Source organism: Mesorhizobium sp. Root157 (assembly GCF_001427385.1).
Taxonomy (GTDB): Bacteria; Pseudomonadota; Alphaproteobacteria; order Rhizobiales; family Rhizobiaceae; genus Mesorhizobium.
The window spans coordinates 114,422-135,098 of the sequence record NZ_LMGJ01000001.1; the positions used below are offsets into that span (position 1 = coordinate 114,422).

Annotated in this window: 19 protein-coding genes; 2 read left to right on the top strand and 17 right to left on the bottom strand. The window is 60.8% G+C overall.

Going from position 1 to position 20,677, the window contains the following annotated elements:
• Positions 1-12 precede the first annotated feature (12 nt).
• The 9 genes from ASD64_RS00535 to ASD64_RS00575 form a co-directional block, all read right to left on the bottom strand.
• Positions 13-978, bottom strand: a complete 966-nt coding sequence (locus ASD64_RS00535; RefSeq protein ID WP_056099057.1) for an HpcH/HpaI aldolase/citrate lyase family protein — start codon at positions 976-978, stop codon at positions 13-15.
• Between the two features lie 19 nt (positions 979-997).
• Complete coding sequence (locus ASD64_RS00540) at positions 998-2,200, bottom strand: aminotransferase class V-fold PLP-dependent enzyme (protein WP_056099060.1); 1,203 nt, start codon at positions 2,198-2,200, stop codon at positions 998-1,000.
• A gap of 297 nt (positions 2,201-2,497) precedes the next feature.
• On the bottom strand, positions 2,498-3,517 hold the full coding sequence (locus ASD64_RS00545) for a branched-chain amino acid ABC transporter permease (protein WP_200957767.1): 1,020 nt from the start codon (positions 3,515-3,517) through the stop codon (positions 2,498-2,500).
• The gene (locus ASD64_RS00550) at positions 3,510-4,376 is read right to left on the bottom strand and encodes a branched-chain amino acid ABC transporter permease (RefSeq protein WP_056099063.1); all 867 of its coding nucleotides are present in this window, start codon (positions 4,374-4,376) and stop codon (positions 3,510-3,512) included. Before ASD64_RS00550 ends, ASD64_RS00545 begins: the two co-directional genes overlap by 8 nt.
• A gap of 73 nt (positions 4,377-4,449) precedes the next feature.
• Positions 4,450-5,745 (bottom strand): ABC transporter substrate-binding protein, encoded by a 1,296-nt coding sequence (locus tag ASD64_RS00555; RefSeq protein WP_056099066.1) that lies wholly within the window; start codon positions 5,743-5,745, stop codon positions 4,450-4,452.
• 117 nt (positions 5,746-5,862) lie between these two features.
• A complete protein-coding gene (locus tag ASD64_RS00560; protein ID WP_156459942.1) occupies positions 5,863-6,498 on the bottom strand; it encodes a hypothetical protein in 636 nt (211 codons plus the stop codon).
• Positions 6,491-7,198: an ABC transporter ATP-binding protein gene (locus ASD64_RS00565; protein WP_056099072.1), complete on the bottom strand. Its 708-nt coding sequence runs from the start codon at positions 7,196-7,198 to the stop codon at positions 6,491-6,493. The genes ASD64_RS00560 and ASD64_RS00565 overlap by 8 nt, the downstream gene beginning before the upstream one ends.
• Positions 7,188-7,940 carry an ABC transporter ATP-binding protein gene (locus ASD64_RS00570; RefSeq protein WP_244480673.1) on the bottom strand — a complete coding sequence of 251 codons (753 nt, stop codon included), beginning with the start codon at positions 7,938-7,940 and terminating at the stop codon, positions 7,188-7,190. The genes ASD64_RS00565 and ASD64_RS00570 overlap by 11 nt, the downstream gene beginning before the upstream one ends.
• A gap of 95 nt (positions 7,941-8,035) precedes the next feature.
• Entirely contained in the window at positions 8,036-9,403 is a 1,368-nt protein-coding gene (locus ASD64_RS00575) for an NAD(P)-binding domain-containing protein (RefSeq protein ID WP_056099078.1), read from the bottom strand.
• 151 nt (positions 9,404-9,554) lie between these two features.
• Between ASD64_RS00575 and ASD64_RS00580 the strand changes: the two genes are divergently transcribed.
• On the top strand, positions 9,555-10,871 hold the full coding sequence (locus ASD64_RS00580; protein ID WP_056099081.1) for an ABC transporter substrate-binding protein: 1,317 nt from the start codon (positions 9,555-9,557) through the stop codon (positions 10,869-10,871).
• Here the strand turns inward: ASD64_RS00580 and ASD64_RS00585 are convergent.
• From ASD64_RS00585 to ASD64_RS00620, 8 genes are all read right to left on the bottom strand, one after another.
• A complete protein-coding gene (locus ASD64_RS00585; protein WP_056099084.1) occupies positions 10,851-11,579 on the bottom strand; it encodes a FadR/GntR family transcriptional regulator in 729 nt (242 codons plus the stop codon). The two genes, ASD64_RS00580 and ASD64_RS00585, sit on opposite strands and share 21 nt — an antisense overlap.
• 94 nt (positions 11,580-11,673) lie before the next feature.
• A complete protein-coding gene (locus ASD64_RS00590; RefSeq protein WP_156459943.1) occupies positions 11,674-12,375 on the bottom strand; it encodes a helix-turn-helix domain-containing protein in 702 nt (233 codons plus the stop codon).
• Positions 12,376-12,668: 293 nt separating this feature from the next.
• Positions 12,669-13,076, bottom strand: coding sequence for a group II truncated hemoglobin (locus ASD64_RS00595; protein WP_056099088.1), 408 nt, complete (start codon positions 13,074-13,076; stop codon positions 12,669-12,671).
• 114 nt (positions 13,077-13,190) lie between these two features.
• The gene (locus ASD64_RS00600) at positions 13,191-14,231 is read right to left on the bottom strand and encodes a heme-dependent oxidative N-demethylase family protein (RefSeq protein ID WP_056099091.1); all 1,041 of its coding nucleotides are present in this window, start codon (positions 14,229-14,231) and stop codon (positions 13,191-13,193) included.
• A gap of 22 nt (positions 14,232-14,253) precedes the next feature.
• Positions 14,254-15,219 (bottom strand): PDR/VanB family oxidoreductase, encoded by a 966-nt coding sequence (locus ASD64_RS00605; RefSeq protein WP_056099093.1) that lies wholly within the window; start codon positions 15,217-15,219, stop codon positions 14,254-14,256.
• Positions 15,216-15,806 (bottom strand): dimethylamine monooxygenase subunit DmmA family protein, encoded by a 591-nt coding sequence (locus ASD64_RS00610; protein WP_056099095.1) that lies wholly within the window; start codon positions 15,804-15,806, stop codon positions 15,216-15,218. The genes ASD64_RS00605 and ASD64_RS00610 overlap by 4 nt, the downstream gene beginning before the upstream one ends.
• 22 nt (positions 15,807-15,828) lie before the next feature.
• Positions 15,829-16,962 carry an aminomethyltransferase family protein gene (locus tag ASD64_RS00615; RefSeq protein WP_056099098.1) on the bottom strand — a complete coding sequence of 378 codons (1,134 nt, stop codon included), beginning with the start codon at positions 16,960-16,962 and terminating at the stop codon, positions 15,829-15,831.
• 218 nt (positions 16,963-17,180) lie between these two features.
• Positions 17,181-17,564 carry a hypothetical protein gene (locus tag ASD64_RS00620; protein ID WP_056099100.1) on the bottom strand — a complete coding sequence of 128 codons (384 nt, stop codon included), beginning with the start codon at positions 17,562-17,564 and terminating at the stop codon, positions 17,181-17,183.
• 404 nt (positions 17,565-17,968) lie between these two features.
• On the opposite strand from ASD64_RS00620, the gene ASD64_RS00625 reads away from it, so the two are divergent.
• Positions 17,969-20,677, top strand: a complete 2,709-nt coding sequence (locus tag ASD64_RS00625) for a phosphoenolpyruvate carboxylase (protein ID WP_244480674.1) — start codon at positions 17,969-17,971, stop codon at positions 20,675-20,677.

Below are 20,677 nucleotides of genomic sequence, written 5' to 3' on the forward strand. Positions count from 1 at the left end.
GAATGAGCCGCTCTAGTTCGCCAGCGCCTTGCGCGAGCGCGCGGACTGTTCGATTGCGTCATGCGTGACGAGCACGTTGCGGGCCATGCGCTCGGATGCGGCGTCGATCATCTTGCCGTCCAGTGCCGCCGCGCCCTTGCCCTGCTCCTCCGCTTCCTTCAGCACCTCGATGATGCGGCGCGCGCGCGTCACTTCCTTTTCGGGTGGCGAGAAGACCGAGTTGGCAAGCTCGACCTGCGAGGGGTGGATCGCCCATTTGCCTTCGATGCCGAGGGCTGCGGCGCGCTTGGCGCCGGCGATGTAGCCTTCCGGATCGGAGAAATCGCCGAACGGCCCGTCGATGGCGCGCAGACCGTAGGCGCGGCAAGCGACCGTCATGCGCGACAGGGCCGCGTGCCACTGGTCGCCCGGATAGTCGGGATTGAGGCCGCCGATGTTGACGGTGCGGGCCTTGCAGCTCGCGGAATAGTCGGCGACGCCGAAATGCATGGCTTCAAGTCGGCCGCCAAAGGCCGCGATAGCTTCGACATTGGCCATGCCGAGCGCCGTCTCGATGAGGGCCTCCAGGCCGACCTGGGTCTTGTAGCCCTTGGCCGTCTCGATCTGGCTGACCATGGCTTCGACCATGTAGAGATCGGCCGGCACGCCGACCTTCGGCACCAGGATGGTGTCGAGGCGATCGCCGGCCTGCTCCATCACGTCAACAACATCGCGGTACATGTAGTGCGTGTCGAGGCCGTTGATGCGCACGGAGATGGTCTTGCCGCGGGCGCGCCAGTCGATTTCGTTCAGCGCCGTGATGATGTTGGCACGTGCCCGCTCCTTGTCGGGCGGCGCAACCGCATCCTCGATGTCGAGGAAAATGTAGTCGGCAGCGCCGTCGGCGGCCTTGCGGATCATCTCCGGGTTGGAGCCTGGAACCGCAAGCTCGCTACGCTGGAGACGCAGCTTGCGGAGATGGTGAATGGTGTAGCTCATCTGTTTTTCCCTTCGCCGCTCAGGCCGCCTTGGCGATCGACGACTGCGTCGAAAGCCTGAAGTGTTCGAGCGCCGCGCCGACACCGGAGCCGGGCGTTACCTTGACGCCGCAATCGCGCAGCGACATCTCGACCACCGAGAGCGCGCCGCAAACCATCGGCTCGTTGATCCAGCCGAGGTGGCCGATGCGGAAGACCTTGCCGGCGACCTTACTCAAGCCGACGCCGAGGGAGGTGTTGTAGGCTTCATAGGCACGCTTCACGATCTCGCTGCTGTCGATGCCTTCCGGCACGAGAACGGCGCTGACGGTGTCCGAGTACCACTTCGGCTCCTTGGCGCAGACGCGCAGGCCCCAAGCCGAAACCGCCTTGCGCACGCCTTCGGCCAGCCGGTTGTGGCGTTCGAAGATGTTGTCGAGGCCTTCCTGTTCGATAAGGTCGAGCGCTGCGCGCAGGCCGCGCAGCAACTGCACCGCCGGCGTGTAGGGGAAGTAGCCGGTGTCGTTGGCGCGGATCATGTCCTCGAAGGAGAAGTAGCAGCGGTTCGACCGATTGTTCTTGGTCGTATCCTTGGCGACGTCCAGCGCGCGCTGGCTGACCGACAGGAAGCCCAGGCCCGGCGGCAGCATGAAGCCCTTCTGCGAGCCGGAGACGGCCAGATCCACGCCCCATTCGCTCTGGCGGAAATCGATCGAGCCGACCGAGGACACGCCGTCGACGAAAAGCAGCGCCGGGTGCTTGGCGGCATCCAGCCCGGCACGCACGGCAGCGATGTCGCTGGTGACGCCGGTTGCGGTTTCGTTGTGGGTACAGAACACGGCCTTGATGCGGTGCTGCTTGTCGGCGGCGAGCCGCTCGGCATAGATCTCCGCCGGAACGCCCGTGCCCCATTCGACGTCGACTACGTCGACATCGAGGCCCATGCGCTCAGCCATGTCGACCCACAGATGCGAGAACTGGCCGAAGCGCGACATCAAAACGCGGTCGCCGGGGGCCAGGGTGTTGGTGATCGCCGATTCCCAGGCACCGGTACCCGACGACGGAAAAATGAAGACGCGACCGCCGTCGTTGCGGAACACCTTGGCGATGTCGCGGAAGAGCCCGCGCGTGAAAGCCGGATAGTCGGGCGCGCGCATGTCTTCCATGGGCATGTTCATCGCCTGCCGAACAACTTCCGGAACGTTCGTCGGTCCCGGGACGAAAAGCTGATTGAAACCGGCCATGAAATTTTCCTCCGAAGATTGGCGGGCCCGCTGACCCTTTGTGTGGCTCTGGAGAAATGATCGGTTTTGGGGCGTCGTCTCACAACACCTATCCAGATAGATTCATGACGCTGCGGGCATTGGTTGGAGCCTACTCAATCAGACGCTCCAGCGTCCGTTCGGATAGGTTTTCCCCTACCCGATGGCGATTTCACGCAGCCGCTTCACAAACGAAAAGAGCGGCGGGAATGACCCCGCCGCTCGGCTTGATGACCAGACTTTGCATTCGACCAGCGCTGTTGCCGGCACGGCCCGATGCTACTTGCGCAGGGCAGCGGAACCATCGGGCACGCCAGCCCGGCCACGGTTGAGCAATGCGTCCTTCGCCTTGATGACCACGCTCTCCAGCCCATTCGGCAGGAACAGGATGGCCAGGATCAGGATCAGGCCGTAAAGCAGCGGCCGGACCTGATCGACGCCGATGGAGCGCAGGATGACCTCGTCGACGATGGTCAGGGCAACCACGCCGAGGATCGGGCCGTACCAGCGGCTGGTGCCGCCGACGATGGTCCAGATCAGCACGTAGACCATGGTGTTGACGTCGAACTGGTTCGGATTGACCGTGCTGAGGTAGTGGGCATAGAGCGCACCGGCCAGGCCGGCAAAGAACGAGGCGATCACGAAAGCCAGCATGCGGTAGCGGAAGGCGTCGACGCCAACCGATTCCGACAGCTTGTCCTGCCAGTGGATGGCATTGAAGGTAAGGCCGATGCGCGATTTCTCGACGCGGTAAAGCACCCACAGCGAAACCAGCACCACGACCAGGACGAGATAGTAGTAGTTCGCCGGATCGTAGAAATCGATGTGGATGAAACCAAGGTCGATTTCGGGGAAGCCCGGAATGCGCTGGATGCCCTTGGGCCCACCGAACGGATCGGTGAAGCGCTTCCAGATCAGGCGCAGGATTTCGCCGGCCGCGAAGGAGCCGATGAGAAAGTAGAAGCCCTTCATGCGAAACAGCGGGAAGCTTAGTGCCGCCGCGATCAAGCCTGCGGTTATCGCGCCGGCAATCATCGCAAGCGGCACCGGAAAGCCGAAGCTCTTGGCAAACAGCGCGCTGCCGTAAGCCCCTGCCCCCATCATGACGACGTGTGCGAGCGACCATTCGCCGGTCAGGGTCTGCAAGCGGTAGCTGACGACGACCAGCACGTTGATGGTCAGCAGTACCAAAAGTTCCTGCTGCGAAAAGCTGACCAGGTGAGGCACCGCAATCAGCACTACCGCAAGGATGAGAATGCCGATCAGGCCGGCTCCGCCCATGGTGGTTTTCTCAGGCACGTTCGCGCACTCCAAACAGGCCCTGGGGCTTGACGACAAGGACCGCCAGCATCAGCAGCAGGCCGACGATATTGGCGATGACGCCATCGTAAAACGTCGTCACGAAGGTATGGACGAAAGCATAGAGCACAGCGGCCACCACCGCGCCTTCGAGGCTACCGATGCCCCCGACGATGATGATGATGAACGCGGTGACGATGACGCCATGTCCCATGTAAGGAGACGGCGCCACCAGGGGTGCCGTCATCGCGCCGGCGACACCGGCAAGGGCCGCCCCGATGAACATCGCATAGCGCGCCGTCTGGTTGATGGAGATGCCCTGGAGAGCAGCGGCTTCGCGGTCCTGGGCGCAGGCCCGCAAGGCCCAGCCGAACTTGCTTCTGCGCAGGAACAGCCACAGAACCGCAAGCAGCACGACAGTCGCGATGATGACATAGAGGCGCTCATAGGTCAGGAACGCTCCGCCAACCGTGATGCGCCCTTGCGTGACCGACGGCACATTCTGGTTGCGCAGGCCGAAGCCGAGCACCGCAAGCGTCTGCAGGATCAAGAGGAAGCCGATCGACGCAATCAGCCCCCCCAGCGGATTCGTTCGCAGTGGTCTGAACAGTGTCAACTCCATCAGGACGCCCAGACACCCGACGAAGACCAGTCCGAGCGCCACCGCCACGAAGAACGGCAATCCCGTCCAGGCGTAAAAGAAGACAATCGCATAGGCGCCAGCCATGTAGAGCTCGCCATGCGCGAAGTTGATGACGCCCATGACGCCGAAGATCAGCACCAGTCCGACGGCGATCAGCGCCATGTAACTGGCTGCATAGGATGCATTGAAAACGGTCTGCAGGAGGAAATCCGGCATTGGCTACCCCGTCTGGTGGCGACAGTTTCAGGTGAAGGAAGCTGCCGGGCCGTTCAGCCCGGCAGCGTCCTGATCAGCGTTGGTTCCACATCTGACCGAGATCGGTCATGTGCTTGACCAGCAACTCGCCGTTCTTGTCCCACCAATCCGGGATCGAACGGAATTCGGCGATCGTTGCCTTGCCATCGCGGATGACGACAACCGGCCAGTCGCCGACCAGAGCATTGTCGATGCCGAACAGTTCCTTGCCCCACCAGCGGGCGTCGCCAAAGGCGTGCTTGCCCTTGCCGTCGTCCTTCATGGCGACGAGCACATCGGCAGGCTCGATGCTGCCGGCGCGCTGGGCGGCATCCGCCCACAGATCGAGGATCGAGGAATATTCCCACGACACCGCCGACCACTCCGTAGCGCCGTAGCGCTTCACATACTCGGCGAAGAACTCGTTCGGCTTCTTGAAGTTGATGCGCGGATCGTTGAGCGCCTTGTCGTCGAAATCCGGGAACTGGAAGATGACGCCTTCCATGAATTCCTTCGAGGTGCGCTCCACGATGCGCTGGTAGAAGTCCAGCGTGCACGAGATGATCTGGCCCTTGTAGCCCTGCTGGAAGGCCTGCTCGCACAAGGGCTGAACATAGTCGGCGTAGCAGGTGTCGAGACACAAAATGTCCGGTTTGTTGGCCAGAAGCTGCGTCATCACCGGCGCGAAGTCGGTAGTCGCCGGATCGAAGAACAGCGGCGGGCTGGCCATCTGGATGCCCGCAGCCTCGAATGCCGCCAGATAGGTCGCGACCGAAGGCTTGCCGAGCGCATCGTCCTGCGCGCACACGACAGCGGTCTTGAGTTCCGGGCGATTGGCGGCGAGCCAATCCACGCCCGTCACATTGTAGATCGGATGCACTTCGCATGGTGCGATCAAGGTGGTCGTGTCGGGCGTCAGGTCGCTCGGCAGCAGCGTCGAGACCAGCATGTTCTGCCGCGCGGCGATTTCCTCGACACCCGGCCAGGAATTGCCGCCCAGCATCATGATGAACTTGACTTCGTTTTCGCGGATGAGTTGGGTGGCGCCGGTGCGGGCCTTGCCGGCATCGTCCTCGTCGTCATAGGAGGCCAGTTCGACCTTGTAGGGCTTGCCGCCGATCTCGATGCCGCCGGCCTCGTTCATCCAGTCGGCCCAGATCTTGCAGCCGTCCAGTCCAGGCTTTCCCCAAGCTGCCACAGGGCCGGTCAACGGGGCCAGAAAGCCGATCTTGACAACGTTTTCCTGCGCAAAGCTCGCCTTCGGCATACCGATCACGGGCAGCAGTGCTGCACTAGCCGCGCCGGTCAGAAGGGTTCGTCTGTTAAGCGAAATACTTGATGCTGACTTCATTGCAGTTCCTCCGCTTTGCGAATGACCAACGGTGCCCCGCCCGGCCAGTTCCCATATCGACCCTGTCTGTGCCGTGATGCGCCGGATCGACGGTAGCGCACCCGTTTTCTGTCGGTTCTATTGTTGCTGGAGACGACCTTCCTCGCGCGGCAAGGCATCGCCGTTGATTCCAAATCTCTTTTCCCGTGCAGCCAGCAGGATCACCGCGGCCATCAGCTTCCGGGGATCGCTCAGCGTCACCGGGCGCTCCCGGTGCCAGCGCGCCACCCGCTCGGCCGCTTCGTGCCGGCCAACGAATTCGAGTGTCTCGTCCGCACACACCTCCTCGCGCACGTCGGCGAGCAGTTCGCGTCCCTTGACGCGCCAGCGCTCTTCGTAGGCCGGGCGGTGCAGGCGCTCCATGCGCAAATGAAACATAGAGGAGCGCGCGGTGCGCGGCGCCGTCATCTTGTCGATCCAGCTATCGCATGCCGACCAGGCTTGCGCAGCAGCGGCCCTGATCTGACCTGTCCCGCTGCCATTTTCGGTGGCGACCGCAGCAGCCTGGTTGCTGAGGCTTGCGGCAAGCCTCGGATCGTTCGCCGCAAATCCGGCGCGAGCAAGCCGAAGCGCATTGGCAAAGCCTGCGCGGGCTTCATCGACCCGCCCTTCAGCCAGGGCCGAAAGCGAATCTTCGGTCCGCCGCTCCCATTCGAGATCGGCTTCGCTCCAACCGGCAGCGATGAGATCCTTGAAGGTCCAATCCTCACGCACCAAGATAAGCCCTCCTCACATGGTCGTTTGCCTTCAGGTCCGCCGCCTTGCCCTCGACGGCAACGGTGCCGATCTCGAGCACGTAGGCGTAGGATGCCAGTTTCAGCGCCAGCCCGGCATTCTGCTCGACCAGCACCACCGGCACGCCACGCTCGGCGATGTCGGAAACGATACGCGCCATCTCCTGCACCATCACCGGAGACAGGCCCATCGACGGCTCGTCGAGCAACAACAGCTTCGGCCCGGACATCAGCGCCCGGCCGATCGCGACCATCTGCTGCTCGCCGCCCGAGAGCGTGCGCGCCCACTGGGTGCGGCGCTCCTTCAGGCGCGGGAAGCGCTGGAAAATATCCTCGATGTCGCTCTCGATCTTGGCTTTGTCGGTGCGCAGGAAAGCGCCGATGCGCAGATTTTCCTCGACGGTCAGGTCGGGAAATACGCGCCGCCCTTCCGGAACATGGGCAATGCCGCGCGCCACGATCTTTTCGGCAGGCAGATTGTCGATGCGCTCGCCATTGAAATGGATTTCTCCCTTCGAGGGCTTGGTCAGGCCCGAGATCGAACGCAAGGTCGTGCTTTTGCCGGCACCATTGGCACCGATGATGGTGACGATGCCGCCGGACGGCACCTCCAGGCTGACGCCTTTCAGCGCGGCGACCTTCTGATAGTGAACGTGCAGGTTGCGGACTTCAAGCAGCATCGTCTGTACGTCCCAGATAGGCTTCGATGACGCGCGGATCGTTGGCGACTTCCTGCGGCGAGCCTTCGGTGAGGAACTGGCCGAAATTCATGACGGTTATGCGCTCGCACAGGCCCATGACGGCTTGCATGTCGTGCTCGACCAGCATGATGGTGATGTCGCGTTCGTCGCGGATACGGCGAACATGGTCCATCATGCGCCGCGTCTCTTCCGGATTCATGCCGGTGAACGGTTCATCGAGCAGGATCAGCGTCGGATCGGCGGCAAGCGCCACCGCCATGCCCAGCGCCCGCTGGTGGCCATGCGGCAGGCTCGATGCCGGTTCGTCCGCCAACTGGCCCAGATCGAACAGTTCGAGTGCTGCGCGCGCCTTGTTTTCGGCTGCACGCTCCACCGGCGCGTCACCGCCGGTGATGCGCGATACGAAACCGGCACCCGCGCTGCGATGGCAGCCGACCCTGACATTGTCGATGACGCTGAATTCCTGGAACAGCGTCGTTCCCTGGAAAGTGCGGATCAGTCCGCGCTGGGCCAGCCGGCTGGTCTTCAGGCCCGAGACGTCCTGGCCCTGGTAAAAGATCTTGCCGCTGGACGGCTTGTAGTAGCCGCTGACCAGACTGAAGGTCGTGGTCTTGCCGGCTCCGTTCGGGCCGATGAGACCGTGAATGCTGTTACGCCGGACGGCAAAGGAAAGGTCATTGACAGCCGTCAGGCCGCCGAACTTCCTGGTGACGTTGCGCAATTCGAGAATCGGTGCGTCAGACAGTGTACGCCTCCCATTTGGCTACTGTCGAAAATGAAAGCCGGCGCGGGTATTCCCGTTCACCGGCCGACGGCTTATTCCGCGGCGGCGGCTGTCTTTGCCTCGCCGAGATATGATTCCAGCGAATCGTCGAGCGCATCCTTCCACGGCGTATGATGCGGCGGCGCCATCGTACCGGTAATAACCGAACGATAGGAGTGGTTGCGAAACTCCATGATGCCTTTGCTCTTATGCTTCTTCCACTCGAAGAAGGCCTGGTTGGCACCATCAACGTCGAAGCTGGGGTAATCGGTCTCCGCGATCAACTCCTTGACGTATTCGCCCTGGTATCTGATCGCGTCGTAGCTGTCCTTGCCGGCATCTTCGCCGACAACGCGGGCCTCGACATCGGCGAGCAGTTCTTTCTTGCTGCCAGGCAGCTTGATCCGGCCAAGGATCACGTCTCGCGCCCACCAAGCCTGGGCATCGAACATATTGAACGTGAACCACTGGTCTTGCATGCCGATGTAGAATATCGCCGGATTGTGGACATAGGCCACGCCCTTGTAGAGATCGGCGGTCGCCAGCCTGTTGGCGGTCCTCAGGCGCAGATCGTCGGGCAGGAAGGGGAAGTGGTGCTTGTAGCCGGTGCACAGGATAATCGTATCGATGTGCTTGGTCGAGCCATCCTTGAAGATGGCGGTATTGATGTCGACCCTCTCCAGCAGCGGCTTTTCTTCCCAGTTTTCCGGCCAGTCGAAGCCCATGGGTGCGGTGCGGTAGCAGTTGGTGATCGACTTGGCGCCATATTTCCAGCACTGCGAGCCAATGTCCTCGGCCGAATAGCTGGTGCCGACAACCAGAATGTCCTTGCCGGTGAATTCGCGCGCATCGCGAAAGTCGTGGGCATGGAGGATGCGGCCGTTGAAGCGGTCGAAGCCGGGGAATTCAGGAACGTTCGGAGTCGAGAAATGGCCCGAGGCGACGATCACATTGTCGAATTCCTCGGTATAGCAGCGGTCGTTCGGCAGATCCTGCACGGTGACCGTGAATTTCTTGGTCTTCTCGTCCCAGGTAACCAGGCGCACGACGCTCTCGAAGCGGACCCAGTCACGCACGCCAGCCTTGTTCACCCGGCCTTCGATGTAGTCGAAGAGAACCGCGCGGGGCGGATAGGAGGCGATCTGCTTGCCGAAATGTTCCTCGAAGGAATAGTCGGCGAATTCAAGGCCTTCCTTGGGGCCGTTCGACCACAGATAGCGGTACATCGATCCGTGGACCGGTTCGCCATACTGGTCCAGTCCAGTACGCCAGGTGTAATTCCACAAGCCACCCCAATTTGCCTGTTTTTCGAAGCAGACAACTTCGGGAATTTTCTCGCCTTTGCTCGCGGCCGACTGAAAAGCCCTGAGTTGAGCGAGGCCGGATGGTCCGGCACCGATGACAGCTACCCTTTTGTCCATGCGGTTCCCCTCCAGGAGAAATTTTGTTATTGGTCCTTTTGGTCTAGGGAATGGTGCCTTTTATTATACCAATCTGTCAACCGTTTTCCTGCAGGGAAGAAAAAATTCCCGCAAGAGATGAAATTTAGTAGCTTCTGGTGATACTTACGACATGCAGAATCCCAGCTTCGCTCATCAACTCGCGGTCTCCAGCGCTCTGCCCCGGCTGTCTGTGGGCATGCCGAACGCGGTGAATATCGGATTTCTAGCTCCGCTCAGCGGCCAGGTCGAGTCATGGGGCCTACCCGGTTTGCATGGCTGCCGGATCTGGGAGGACTGGCTAAACAAAACCGGCGGATTGTTGATCAACGGGCGACGCTATCCGATCAAGATCGTGGAATTTGATTGCGGCTACGATGCCGATAAGGCCAAAAAAGGTGCGCGCCAACTGGTAGAACAGCATGACATCAAGCTGCTGATGATGCTGGGCGGAGATACGATTGCACAGATACGTGACTATCTGACCCGCCGCAAACTCCTGACTTCAACCTTGCTGCCGAGCGACCTGTCGCCTGATACACCTTACCTGATCGCACCCAGTGAACTGCACCCGATCTACAACGTGACCGGAGTGGAATGGCTGGCCCAAGCCAAGCCGGAACTGGGGAGCGTCGCAATTTGCAGCCAGGTCGATGAACTTGGCCTTCCATCGCTTGCGACTTATCGCGCGGCATTCAAGGCAGCGAACATCGAAATTGCCAAGGAAATTCAGTATGATCCCGGTATGACCGCTGCAGCGGGGATCGTGCAGCCGATGCTGGATTCGGGCGCCGATATCCTATGCTGGTGCACCAGCTATACGCCGATGGTCCACGCCATGACAGAATATGCCCATGCGAAGGGCTTCAAGGGCCAGATCATATCCTGCACGCTGGATTATTACGACCAGTTGGTTGCAAGAACATCCATCGAGTTCATGGAAGGTTTTGTATTTCAGTTCCCGGACTTCGATGATGAAAAACTGACGGAAAAGACGTTTTTCTTCAACCGGCCCAAGGGCTTCTTCGACGAGTACAACCGCCGCTTCCCCGGCACCTGGACCGCGGTGAGCTGGGAATATGTCGCCATTTTGGATATCTGGCATGCTGCGGTTGAAAAATGCAACAGCGTCAACTCCTTGTCCGTATTGGCGGCAATGAAACAGCTTGGACATGTCACCCACGCCTTCGGCCCGGCCCATTGGTGGGGCGAAAGCATGTTCGGGATCGACAACGCGCTGGTCGGAGACTGGCCTGTGGTGACGCTGAAGAACGGCAAGGCGAAAATTGCTACCTTCGGCTCGATCCCCCGCTGGCTGCAACGCCATGGGGACCTGCTCAAACAGGAAATGTCAAATCTGGGGCAGCTTTGGGAACAGCGCCTGCGCTCGAGCGGCAATGGAGCAGCCCTGAAAACGCGGACGCCGGAATCAATCTTCCTGCAGAAGTAACTTCTGCTCCTCGATCAGGTGCAGTTTGATAAACTCGACGGCTCGCTCGACATCGCGAGAGGCGATCGCGTTGAACAGCGTGTTGTAACGCTGTTGATATTCAAGGATACGCTTGGGGGTCAGGTGCCGGCGAAGCAGCGCGGTGCGAAAGCTGAATCTGCAAGCCTCGATCGCCAGATCGTAACACGATGCCAGCAGGGGGTTGCGCGTACCTTCCGCAATTTTGCGATAAATTTCCTCTTCGCATTTTACGAAGGCAGCGACATCGGTATGCACGCCCTCGATCTTCGACATGAGTTGTTCCAGTTCACGCACTTCACGCGTGGTCATATTGATGACGGCGAGGCGCACCATCTCGGGCTCAAGTATACCACGCACCACAAGGTGGTCCAACGGGCTGGTTTCCAACGCCACCGAACTATCGCCCCGTCCGTTCGCATCTTCCGAACGATAGGTCACGAAACTGCCGCTGCCAGGCCGCCTTTTGATGACGTTGCGGGTTTCCAATATATCCAGCGCCTCACGCACGGTATTTCGGGCCACCCCCATCTCTGAAGCCAGGGCTCGTTCCGATGGAAGGCGTGTATCCGGCGGATATTCCTCTGATTTTATTTTCGCAAACAGCCGATCCAGAACGATCTGCACCGTCGCCCCAACCGAGTGGGTGGCGATGATTTGAGATGTTATCTGGTTGATTTCAGCCTTCATTTCACAACTCTGCTATCCGTCCTGTGGAAACAGGCGCCGGACGATGCGCCGCCGCAGGTTCCGACAGGTCGGTGCCCGCGCTTTGCGCTGGGCCTCAGTCGTTGCCGCGTCCCGGGTAGGAAATGATCGACAGGTAGCGGATCGGAAATCTCGTCATTTCCTCCGGACCGTGTGGCGCGTCGGCATCGAAGAAAAGGCTGTCGCCCGGTTCCATATGGAACAGATTGCTTCCATGCCGGTAAACCACCTCGCCTTCCAGCATATAGAGAAATTCCATCCCGTCATGCTGGAAAGTCGGAAACACGTCGGAATGTTCGTTCAGCGTGATGAGATATGGCTCCACGACCACGCCGCTGGTGTTCGAACCGATGTGGCCGAGCAGATTGTACTGGTGTCCGGCGCGCGTGCCGCGACGTTCCACGTCGACGCCTTCACCCGCTTTCACGAACACGGCGCTGCGTTCTTCCTCGAAACGGCGAAACAGCGATGTCAGCGGCACGCCTAGTGCATGCGACAGGGCCTGCAAGGTGGTCAGCGACGGCGATGTGATGCCGTTCTCGATCTTGGACAGCATGCCGAGTGAAATGTTCGTGGCGTTGGCCAGATCGGCGACCGTAATGCCGAGTTTCTTGCGAAAGGCCCGCACTTCGTGACCGATGGCCACTTCCAGGACCTTTTCCTTCGTATCCTTTACGGCGTGCGGGTTCTGCGTCAGCGTCGGAGACGGGCGCGGCGGCGCTTTTATCTTTATCTGGGGTATGTGTTGGGCGGATGGAGCGGGCGGCACGGTCGTCATTTTCCTTGCTCCCGCCATATTGCCCTCACATCCGTGTACGTCGTTGCCTCTTTATCTACAGTAAACATTTAAACACCTGAATTCAAGCACAACAGCGCCCGCAGGTGACGTACTTGGAAGTCAAACTGCCGTGAACCGTAGGGCCAGAGCGCTCTGACGGGTCGAGGATGTGTCGAGTTTCAGGTCGAGGCAAGTCGAAGAAACCGGTGCCGCAGTGTATATGAAGTTGCATGAGCACCGGACGCGCGAAAGTCGCCAGCTGGGGACCACCGTCACCTCGATCTCAACATGCCCTAATCCACATCCCTGTTCCTGGATGTCTCGGCAGCACGCGTGAAATGCACCATCACCTGCTGCTTCAGCTCGCCCTCAATGCCGACCGTGGCCATGGCTTTTTCCATGCAGCGCAACCACAGATCACGCATCGCCGGCCCGATGGGTACATGTTCGTGGATTTCAGTCAGCCGCGAATGGCCATGCTTCTGGACATAGCGGCTCGGGCCGCCGAAAAAGCCGGAGAGATAGTTGAACTGCTCCTCCCGGGAGTGCGCCACTCCATGGCCCCTGAGGTGCAACAGATGGAGTTCGTGGGCGTCCGGGTCCTGCTCGATGACATCATAGAACGTCTCGACCAGATTGCGCACGCCTTCTTCTTCGCCCAAATCCTTGTAGAGCGTGCGGGTCTTCACGGTTACATCCATGGCGATGTAACTCCTTTCTGCACTTCCATAAGAGCGCCGTACCATGGCGGCCGCCGCTCTTCTTTGCCTTAGCGCAACGAGTCTTTCTGAAACCCGCTTGGCGCTTGCCGGACCTTAGTCCGGCCCGTACCCCGACGATGTCGGCTTGCCGTCATCCCGTTTCGACAGCCACTCCACGACGGTCGGCCGATAGCGAACCAGACCCTTGTACTCGGCCAGTTCGTCCGGCAAATCGCGCAACACACGGTGGAAACGCCGGCCCCATTTCGCCGAGGACACCAATTCGTCCATCTTGATCAGGTAGCAGCGGATCGGGAAAAGCAGCGCATTGGAACGCGGCAGGCGGAAGAACATCTGCACTTCGACGCGCAGATGCACCTTCTGGCCGACATTTTCCGGCGTAACCGTCGCCCGGTCGGTTCCCCATTTGTGGAAATTCTCCGGGCTGGTGTCGAGCCGCGGATTGATGGTCATCGTCCAGTTGAGGCGGCGCGCCGGCTGCCCCTGCTGCATCGCCATCAGGAACTTCAAGGCGCGGGTGAAGATACCCAGTTCATGGGCAAGCGGGACCGGCGCGTGCCATTCAAAGAAGTTCATGCCGATATCGAAATCGAGCGACCAGTCGGCTTGCGTGGTCACGATGCCGGCGTCCATCCACAGATTGTTGTCGCGCTGGTCGAGCACGGCGAAGTCGCCCTGGCTTTGGCGCGTGATGTATTCGAGCGGGCCGTAGGGCAGCGTCGAGGTGTCGCCGAACGTAAAGTGGTCGTCGATGCCGAGAGGCCGGTTGATCCAGTGCCACTTGTCGCCGTCGCGCGTCAGCGAAAAATGCTCGGGATAGCTCTTTGCCTTCTCGGTCATCAGAAGTTCGAGCGTATCCCAGCCGGCCAGCGTCATATGCGGCAGCGATTGGCAGCGCAGCGGATCCTCCGCCAGGACCATGGCGCGGTCCTGCATCTCCGAGACGTAGTGTTCGTCGACATCGAACAGATGCTCGAACACGGTGCCTGTGCGACCACCGACATGCGGCTCGATATTGACCGAGTACATGTATCCGTCCTCATGGAACGGAAAGGGGAAGCGCCTTACCTGCTCGGGGCTGTTCTTGAACGAATAATCGTCGCGAAACGTTTCCTTCTTGAAATTGATTCCCATTTTTTCCTCCTCCGCGCTTTCCCTACCGCTCCAGAACGAGCGACTTGCCTTCGAAACGCGATACGCACGGCATGATCTTGCAGCCCGAGCGATGTTCCTCCTCGCTCAGCCAATGATCGTTGTGCAAGAACTTGCCATCGGACGAGATGACGTTCGTCTCGCACTGGCCGCACACGCCGCCGCGGCACAAATAGGGCGGATCGAGGCCGGCGGCTTCGATCGCCTCAAGCAGGCTTTCGTGTTCGCCGACGCGGATGCCGATGCCGCTGACGGCCAAGGTCACGTCGAATGGCTTGCCGGGCTGGGGCGCCGCGAAATGCTCGTAGTGAACGGTCTCGGCAGGCCAACCGGCCGCAGCAGCCGTGTTCCTGACCCAGGTGATCATTCCGGCCGGCCCGCAAACGTAAAGATGCGTGCCGAGCGGCTGACCGGCAAGAAGCCTGGGTAGATCGAGTTTCTCATCATGATCGTCGCGATAGACGTGAATGCGCCGGCCGTGGCGTTGTTTCAACACATCGGCATAAGTAGCCAGGGCATCGCTTCGGCAGGAATAATGCAGCTCGAAATTGCCGCCCTCGCCCGCAAGCTGCGATGTCTGCGCAACGAACGGGGTGATGCCGATGCCACCGGCGATCATCAGGTGCTTCTTGGCGCGCAGATCGAGCGAGAACAGGTTGACGGGGTTGGAAATGACCATGCTCTGGCCGGGCTTTACCCGGCTGTGCATGAATAGGGAGCCGCCACGCCCGACATCGTCGCGGCGCACGCTGATGGTGTAGTCGCGCGTGTCGAGCGGCGAACTCATCAGCGAGTATGGGTTGAGACGGGTGCGCCCGTCATCGCGCATTTCGACAACGATGTGGGCGCCGCCCGAGAACGTCGGCAAAATGCCGCCGTCGGGGCGCTCGAAGTGAAACCGCTTCACCAGTTCGTTGACCGCAACGACGTCGGTCACGACCGCTTCGATTCTGTTGGATCCTGCCTTCAACGGAACATCTCCTCTGTCGGTGGAATCTCGGACGGGTCCTCCGCGTTGATGCACACGCCCTGGAAGGCGGCATAACGGCGCGAATAATGATCGCGTACCAAAAGAAGCAGGCCACAATGCGAACATTTGACGGGCTGCGTGGTCACATTCTCTGTAATGCCCTTGCAGTGGACGCACTGAACCCGCCGCGCCCAGGAGCCACGATGCTCGGTCTGGATGGAAGCGTGTTCGATGCCGGCTTCAGAAGCGGCCTGGACGACCTGGCCGATAAGACTTTCCGTCCCGGCGACGTAAAGGCGCAACCCCATATGGGCCGCGCCGAAGATCTGGCGCAGCCGCGGCATCGCCGCCGCGATCGAAGGCCCCTCATAGAGCCTTCCGGGGACCAGTGCCTTGAGCGCCTCGACATATTTCCCGCCATCCGGGCCGGGAACGAACATGACCTCGGCAGCGGCGAAGAAATCCGGCGATGTCTTCTTCGCCAGGTCGAGGATCGCGGCCGCACCTTCGGCGTCCGCGATGAGGAGGTGGTTCTTTCCGGTCTGCGGTGAAAGTATTCCGTAGACCGGGCGACTTAGCATGGCCATGACCGGTACACCGTCCAACGCCTTAGCCCTTTGCGGTCCGCTTCAACTTCTTCGGATCGTCGAAGGGCAGCGGATGCGCCTTGGCCTTGACTGTCCCAGAAGCGTTACGCACCTCAAGATCGGTACCCTGAACAGCGCAATCAACGTCGAGACGCACGATTGCCATCGATCTCTTCACCAGCGGCGAATACATGGCGCAGGTCACCACACCGACCTTCTTGCCATTGCGATGGACCTCGGCGCCCTCGTCGGCCGGCTTGTCGCTGGCCACTTCCAGACCGTAGATCTTGAAGCGCTCCTTGCCCTTGAGCCGGTAATGCTCCTCGGCGCCGCGGAAACCGGTCTTGCCGGGGCTGACCGTGAAGTCGAGGCCCAGTTCCCACAATGTGTCGCCGGGGCCTTCGTTCTCGAAGGGGAAGCGCTGCGAATTGTCATAGGGATAAAACAGCAGGTAGCTTTCGACGCGCAGCATGTCGAGCGTCGTGAAGCGGGTCGGGATGATGCCCATCTCCTTGCCCTCGGCCACGATCGTATCCCAGATCTGGGGCGCGTCCTGGCCGCGGCAGAAGATTTCGTAGCCGCGCTCGCCGGTATAGCCGGTGCGCGAGATCATCACCGGCAGGCCGAACAGGCGCGTCTGCATGTGATGGAAATAGTTGAGGTCGCGGATACCGGGAACGTGCTTGGCCAGATAGTCCACCGCCACCGGACCCTGCAGCGACAGATCGTGCAGGTCGTCGTCGAAACGGATGGAGACGTCGCGGCCGATGGAGGCGCGCGTCAGTTCCTCATGGCCGGTGCCCGAGCCGTGCACCACCATCCATGAGTTGGGACCCATGCGGTAGATCACGCAGTCGTCGGTGAATTTGCCGGCTTCGTTCAGCATGCAGGCATAGGAGGACTTGCCGGGGTAGATCTTTTCCACATCGCGCGTCGTGGCGAGGTCGATCACATGCGCGGCGTGCGGGCCGTTGATGTGCACCTTCTTCAGTCCCGACACATCCATGATGCCCGCCTTGGTGCGAACGGCGATGTATTCCTCGTCCCAATCCTTGTCGTAGGTCCAGGCGGTTCCCATGCCGCTCCAGTCTTCCAGATTGGAACCGAGAGCGCGATGCCTGTCTGCCAAGGTCGAGAAACGCCAGGAAGCGGTCATATGGTATTCTCCTCCGATGTGTTTCGCCTCGAAGTGTTCGTCCTCCTGGACACCTTCTGAAGCCGTCGCCGATATTTGAACGCAAATTCGTCCGTAGGGCAATATCTAAATGCAAGAATTTTTACTGATAGGCAACACCTTGAATTATCGACACGAGTCGAAGCTGCGTGCGCAACGGGCCGCAATACGGCACTTCTGCCTTGTTGCGCGATGCTGGCTCAGGCACCGCCATAGGCGTTGGCAGCGCACTCCAGATCGCGCGAGGCCTGAATTGCAGGCCAGATGCGCAGCGACTGCAACCGCTCCCGGCATATCGGCATAGCAAGAATCGCACCGTCGGCAAAGGTGGAGCCTTCTGCAATTCCTGTCCGCGCGCCTGCGATTGCCTCGAGGACCGACCGGCTCCTTCTAGGCAAGAGATCCGTGCAACGCGACATCGCGCCGACCACATGGATGAGCGGAATTTCGAATCCGTTGAGGAAAATACCGGGCTCCCGTTCGCCCGGAATCCAGCTTTCGATCGCTTCCAGCGCATCGTGGAAGGCGTTCTGCAGCGTAATTGGCGCATGGCCCTGATACAATTCGGGTAGAACATTTTCCATCGACGGGCCTCCTGTCACCTCAAGCGCGATTCGCCGCGGCGTCGGGCAAGCCCGACCACGTCACCAGCATGTTACGCTTTTCTCCATAGGCAAGATATTTGCACAAAGGTTAAGACGCGTCCAGTTGAATTGAGCCGTCGATCGGGCCCATGCCGGCTACCCCCTTGCCTACCCGGCAAGACCGACGATTTTCTTCCGGAAGGGTCCGCTCGCCATCGAACGGCCAGTACCCGCACCACCCGAACGAATAGGAAATCTACCCGTACGGGCGTTTCCGAAACGGCGAAAACGCGGTCTTCTGACTCACTGAGCGACATCGGGCCACGCACCGTCTTGCACCGCCTGGTGAACGTCGAACGAGGAGGCCGGCATCGATACGGTCCGGCACTGGGAGCAACACGCAGATGCATGGGCGCCTGTTGGAGGAGAGCAAGCCACTGAGCTTTCGCGAGGATGTACGCAGCCTGTTGTTCAGGCTTCTGGTTTCGGTGGTCTCGGACCGCGAACCCGAAATGGCCGGCATTCTGACCGGCAAGGTCAGCCTCGACGAAGTCGCCATCGAACGGCGCATCGCGGCGCTGCAAGCGACCGGCATATGGTTTCAACTGGCGGCCATCGCCAATGAATTGCTGGCCATGCGTTCGCGCCGCGAACTGGAACAGGCAGGTGGCGCCGACGAGGTCATCGGTTCGTTCGCCAATGTCATCGGCGAGATCGCCGCTTCCGGCTATGCCGCCGAAGACGTGCAGGCGGTTCTCAGCACGCTTAGCGTCGGGCCGACCATGACGGCGCATCCCACCGAAGCCAAGCGCGTCACGGTCCTCGAGATTCATCGGCGCATCTACCGCAAACTCACGGAACTCGAGCAGCAGCGCTGGGCACCGCGCGAACGCGATCAGCTCATCGACGATCTCCAGAGCGAGATCGAGCTTCTGTGGATGTCGGGCGAACTGCGGCTCGAGCGCCCCTCGGTCGAGCGTGAAATCGCCTGGGGCCTCCACTTTTTCCGCGAAGTCATTTTCGAGGCGACGCCGAAGCTGTACGACACCGTAGAAGAAGGCCTTTCGCGACATTATGCCGAATATGACATCAAGGTGCCGTCCTTCATGCGCTACGCGTCATGGATCGGCGGTGACCGCGACGGCAACCCCAACGTCACGGCGAAACTGACCGCCTATACGCTCAACGAATGCCGGCAGGCGGTTATCGGCTGGTACATCGCGCAGGTGCGCCGGCTGGTGACCGTGCTCAGCGTCAGCGCCAATGTCATCGATGTTCCAGAAGCCTTCACCAAGGCGCTCGGACGGGCGCTGCATCGCAGCCGGGTCGCTTCCGAGATCGTGGCACGCAACCCTGACGAACCGCTTCGCCAGTTTGCAGCTTCCATGCTCGACCGGCTGCAGGCAATGCGTGGCGAAGGATTGGCCAAGCCCTATCCCCGCCCCGAAGCCTTCAAGGCCGACCTGATCGAGCTTGAAGCCGTGCTCGGCCGGATTGGCGGCAAGCTGGTCGCGCAGCGTTTCGTGAGACCGCTGCGCCAGCAGGTCGAAAGCTTCGGCTTCCACACGGTCGCGCTGGACATTCGCCAGAACTCCACCGTCGTCAACAAGGTGCTGGCGGAGATTTTCCAGCACCAGGACCCCGACAATGCTCCGACGCCGGACACGGCTGAATGGGGCACAAGGATTCGTGCCGCCCTTCATGACGGCGAACAACTCACCCTGAAGCGCTCGAAGCTCTCCGACGACGCGCGCGAACTGCTCGACCTTTTCGACGTCATCCGCGACGCCTCGGGCGGCAGCAACCGTGGTGCCGTCGGTGCCTTCGTGCTCTCCATGACGCGCTCATGCGATGACCTTCTGTCGGTCTATCTGCTGGCCCAGTATAGCGGACTGGCATCCGCCTCCGACGGCAGCGGCACCATCGGCCTGCAAGTCGTGCCGCTGTTCGAAACCATCGCCGACCTGCGCGCCGCTCCTGAAATCCTCGACAAATTGCTCGACGTCTCGATCGTGCGCCGCACGGTGCGCGACTTCGGCAACCGACAGGAAGTGATGCTCGGCTATTCGGACTCCAACAAGGACGGCGGCTTCCTCGCTTCCAACTGGGAACTGAACAAGGCCCAAAGGCGCATCACCGCACTCGCCACGAAACGCAAGATCAAGATCAGCTTCTTCCATGGGCGCGGCGGCTCGGTGAGCCGTGGCGGCGCACCTACCGGGCGCGCGATCGCAGCACAGCCGGCCGGTACCGTCGGTTCCGTCATGCGCGTTACCGAACAGGGCGAGGTCGTGTCGTCGAAATTCGCCAACCGGGGCACCGGCCTCTACCAGCTCGAAATATTGGCGGCGAGCGTGTTCGCCCATAGCGTGAAGTCGGACGACGAGGCCGAACTGAAGGACAATCCGGAGTTCAACGAGGCCCTCGAAGCCCTCACAGGCATGTCGCAGGCCTCCTATTTCGGACTTATCAACGAGCCCGGCTTCATCGACTATTTCAATCAGGCAAGCCCGGTCGAAGAGCTTTCCCTGCTCAAGATCGGCTCGCGCCCGGCACGCCGGTTCGGCGCACGCGACATTTCGGACCTGCGCGCCATTCCGTGGGTGTTCGCCTGGAGCCAGAACCGGCACCTTCTGACCGGCTGGTACGGCATCGGCAGCGCCCTCAACGCCTTCGTCAACGTTCGGGGCGAAAACGGACTTTACCTTCTGCAGCAGATGTTCGAGCGCTCGCGCCTGTTCAGGCTGATCGTCGACGAGGTCGACAAGACACTCTACCAAGCTGACATGGATATCGGACAGCTCTATGCCGAACTGGTCGACGATCGCGAGACCGGCGAGCGCATCCACCGCAAGATCGCCAATGAATATGCGCTGACGCGCCGCATGATCACCGAAGTGAACGGCGGTGTGAAGCTGTCGCAGCGTTTTCCGGCCTTCAAGCGCCATTTCGACCGCATCCGGCCGCAGATGGACTCGATCCATCGCCTTCAGGTCCAGTTGCTTCGCGAAGTGCGCGCCAAGGAACCTGCCCCGGCCAAACCGAAACGGGCGGTCAACGCGCTTCTGCTTTCCATCAACTGCATCTCGTCCGGCCTCGGCTGGACCGGATGA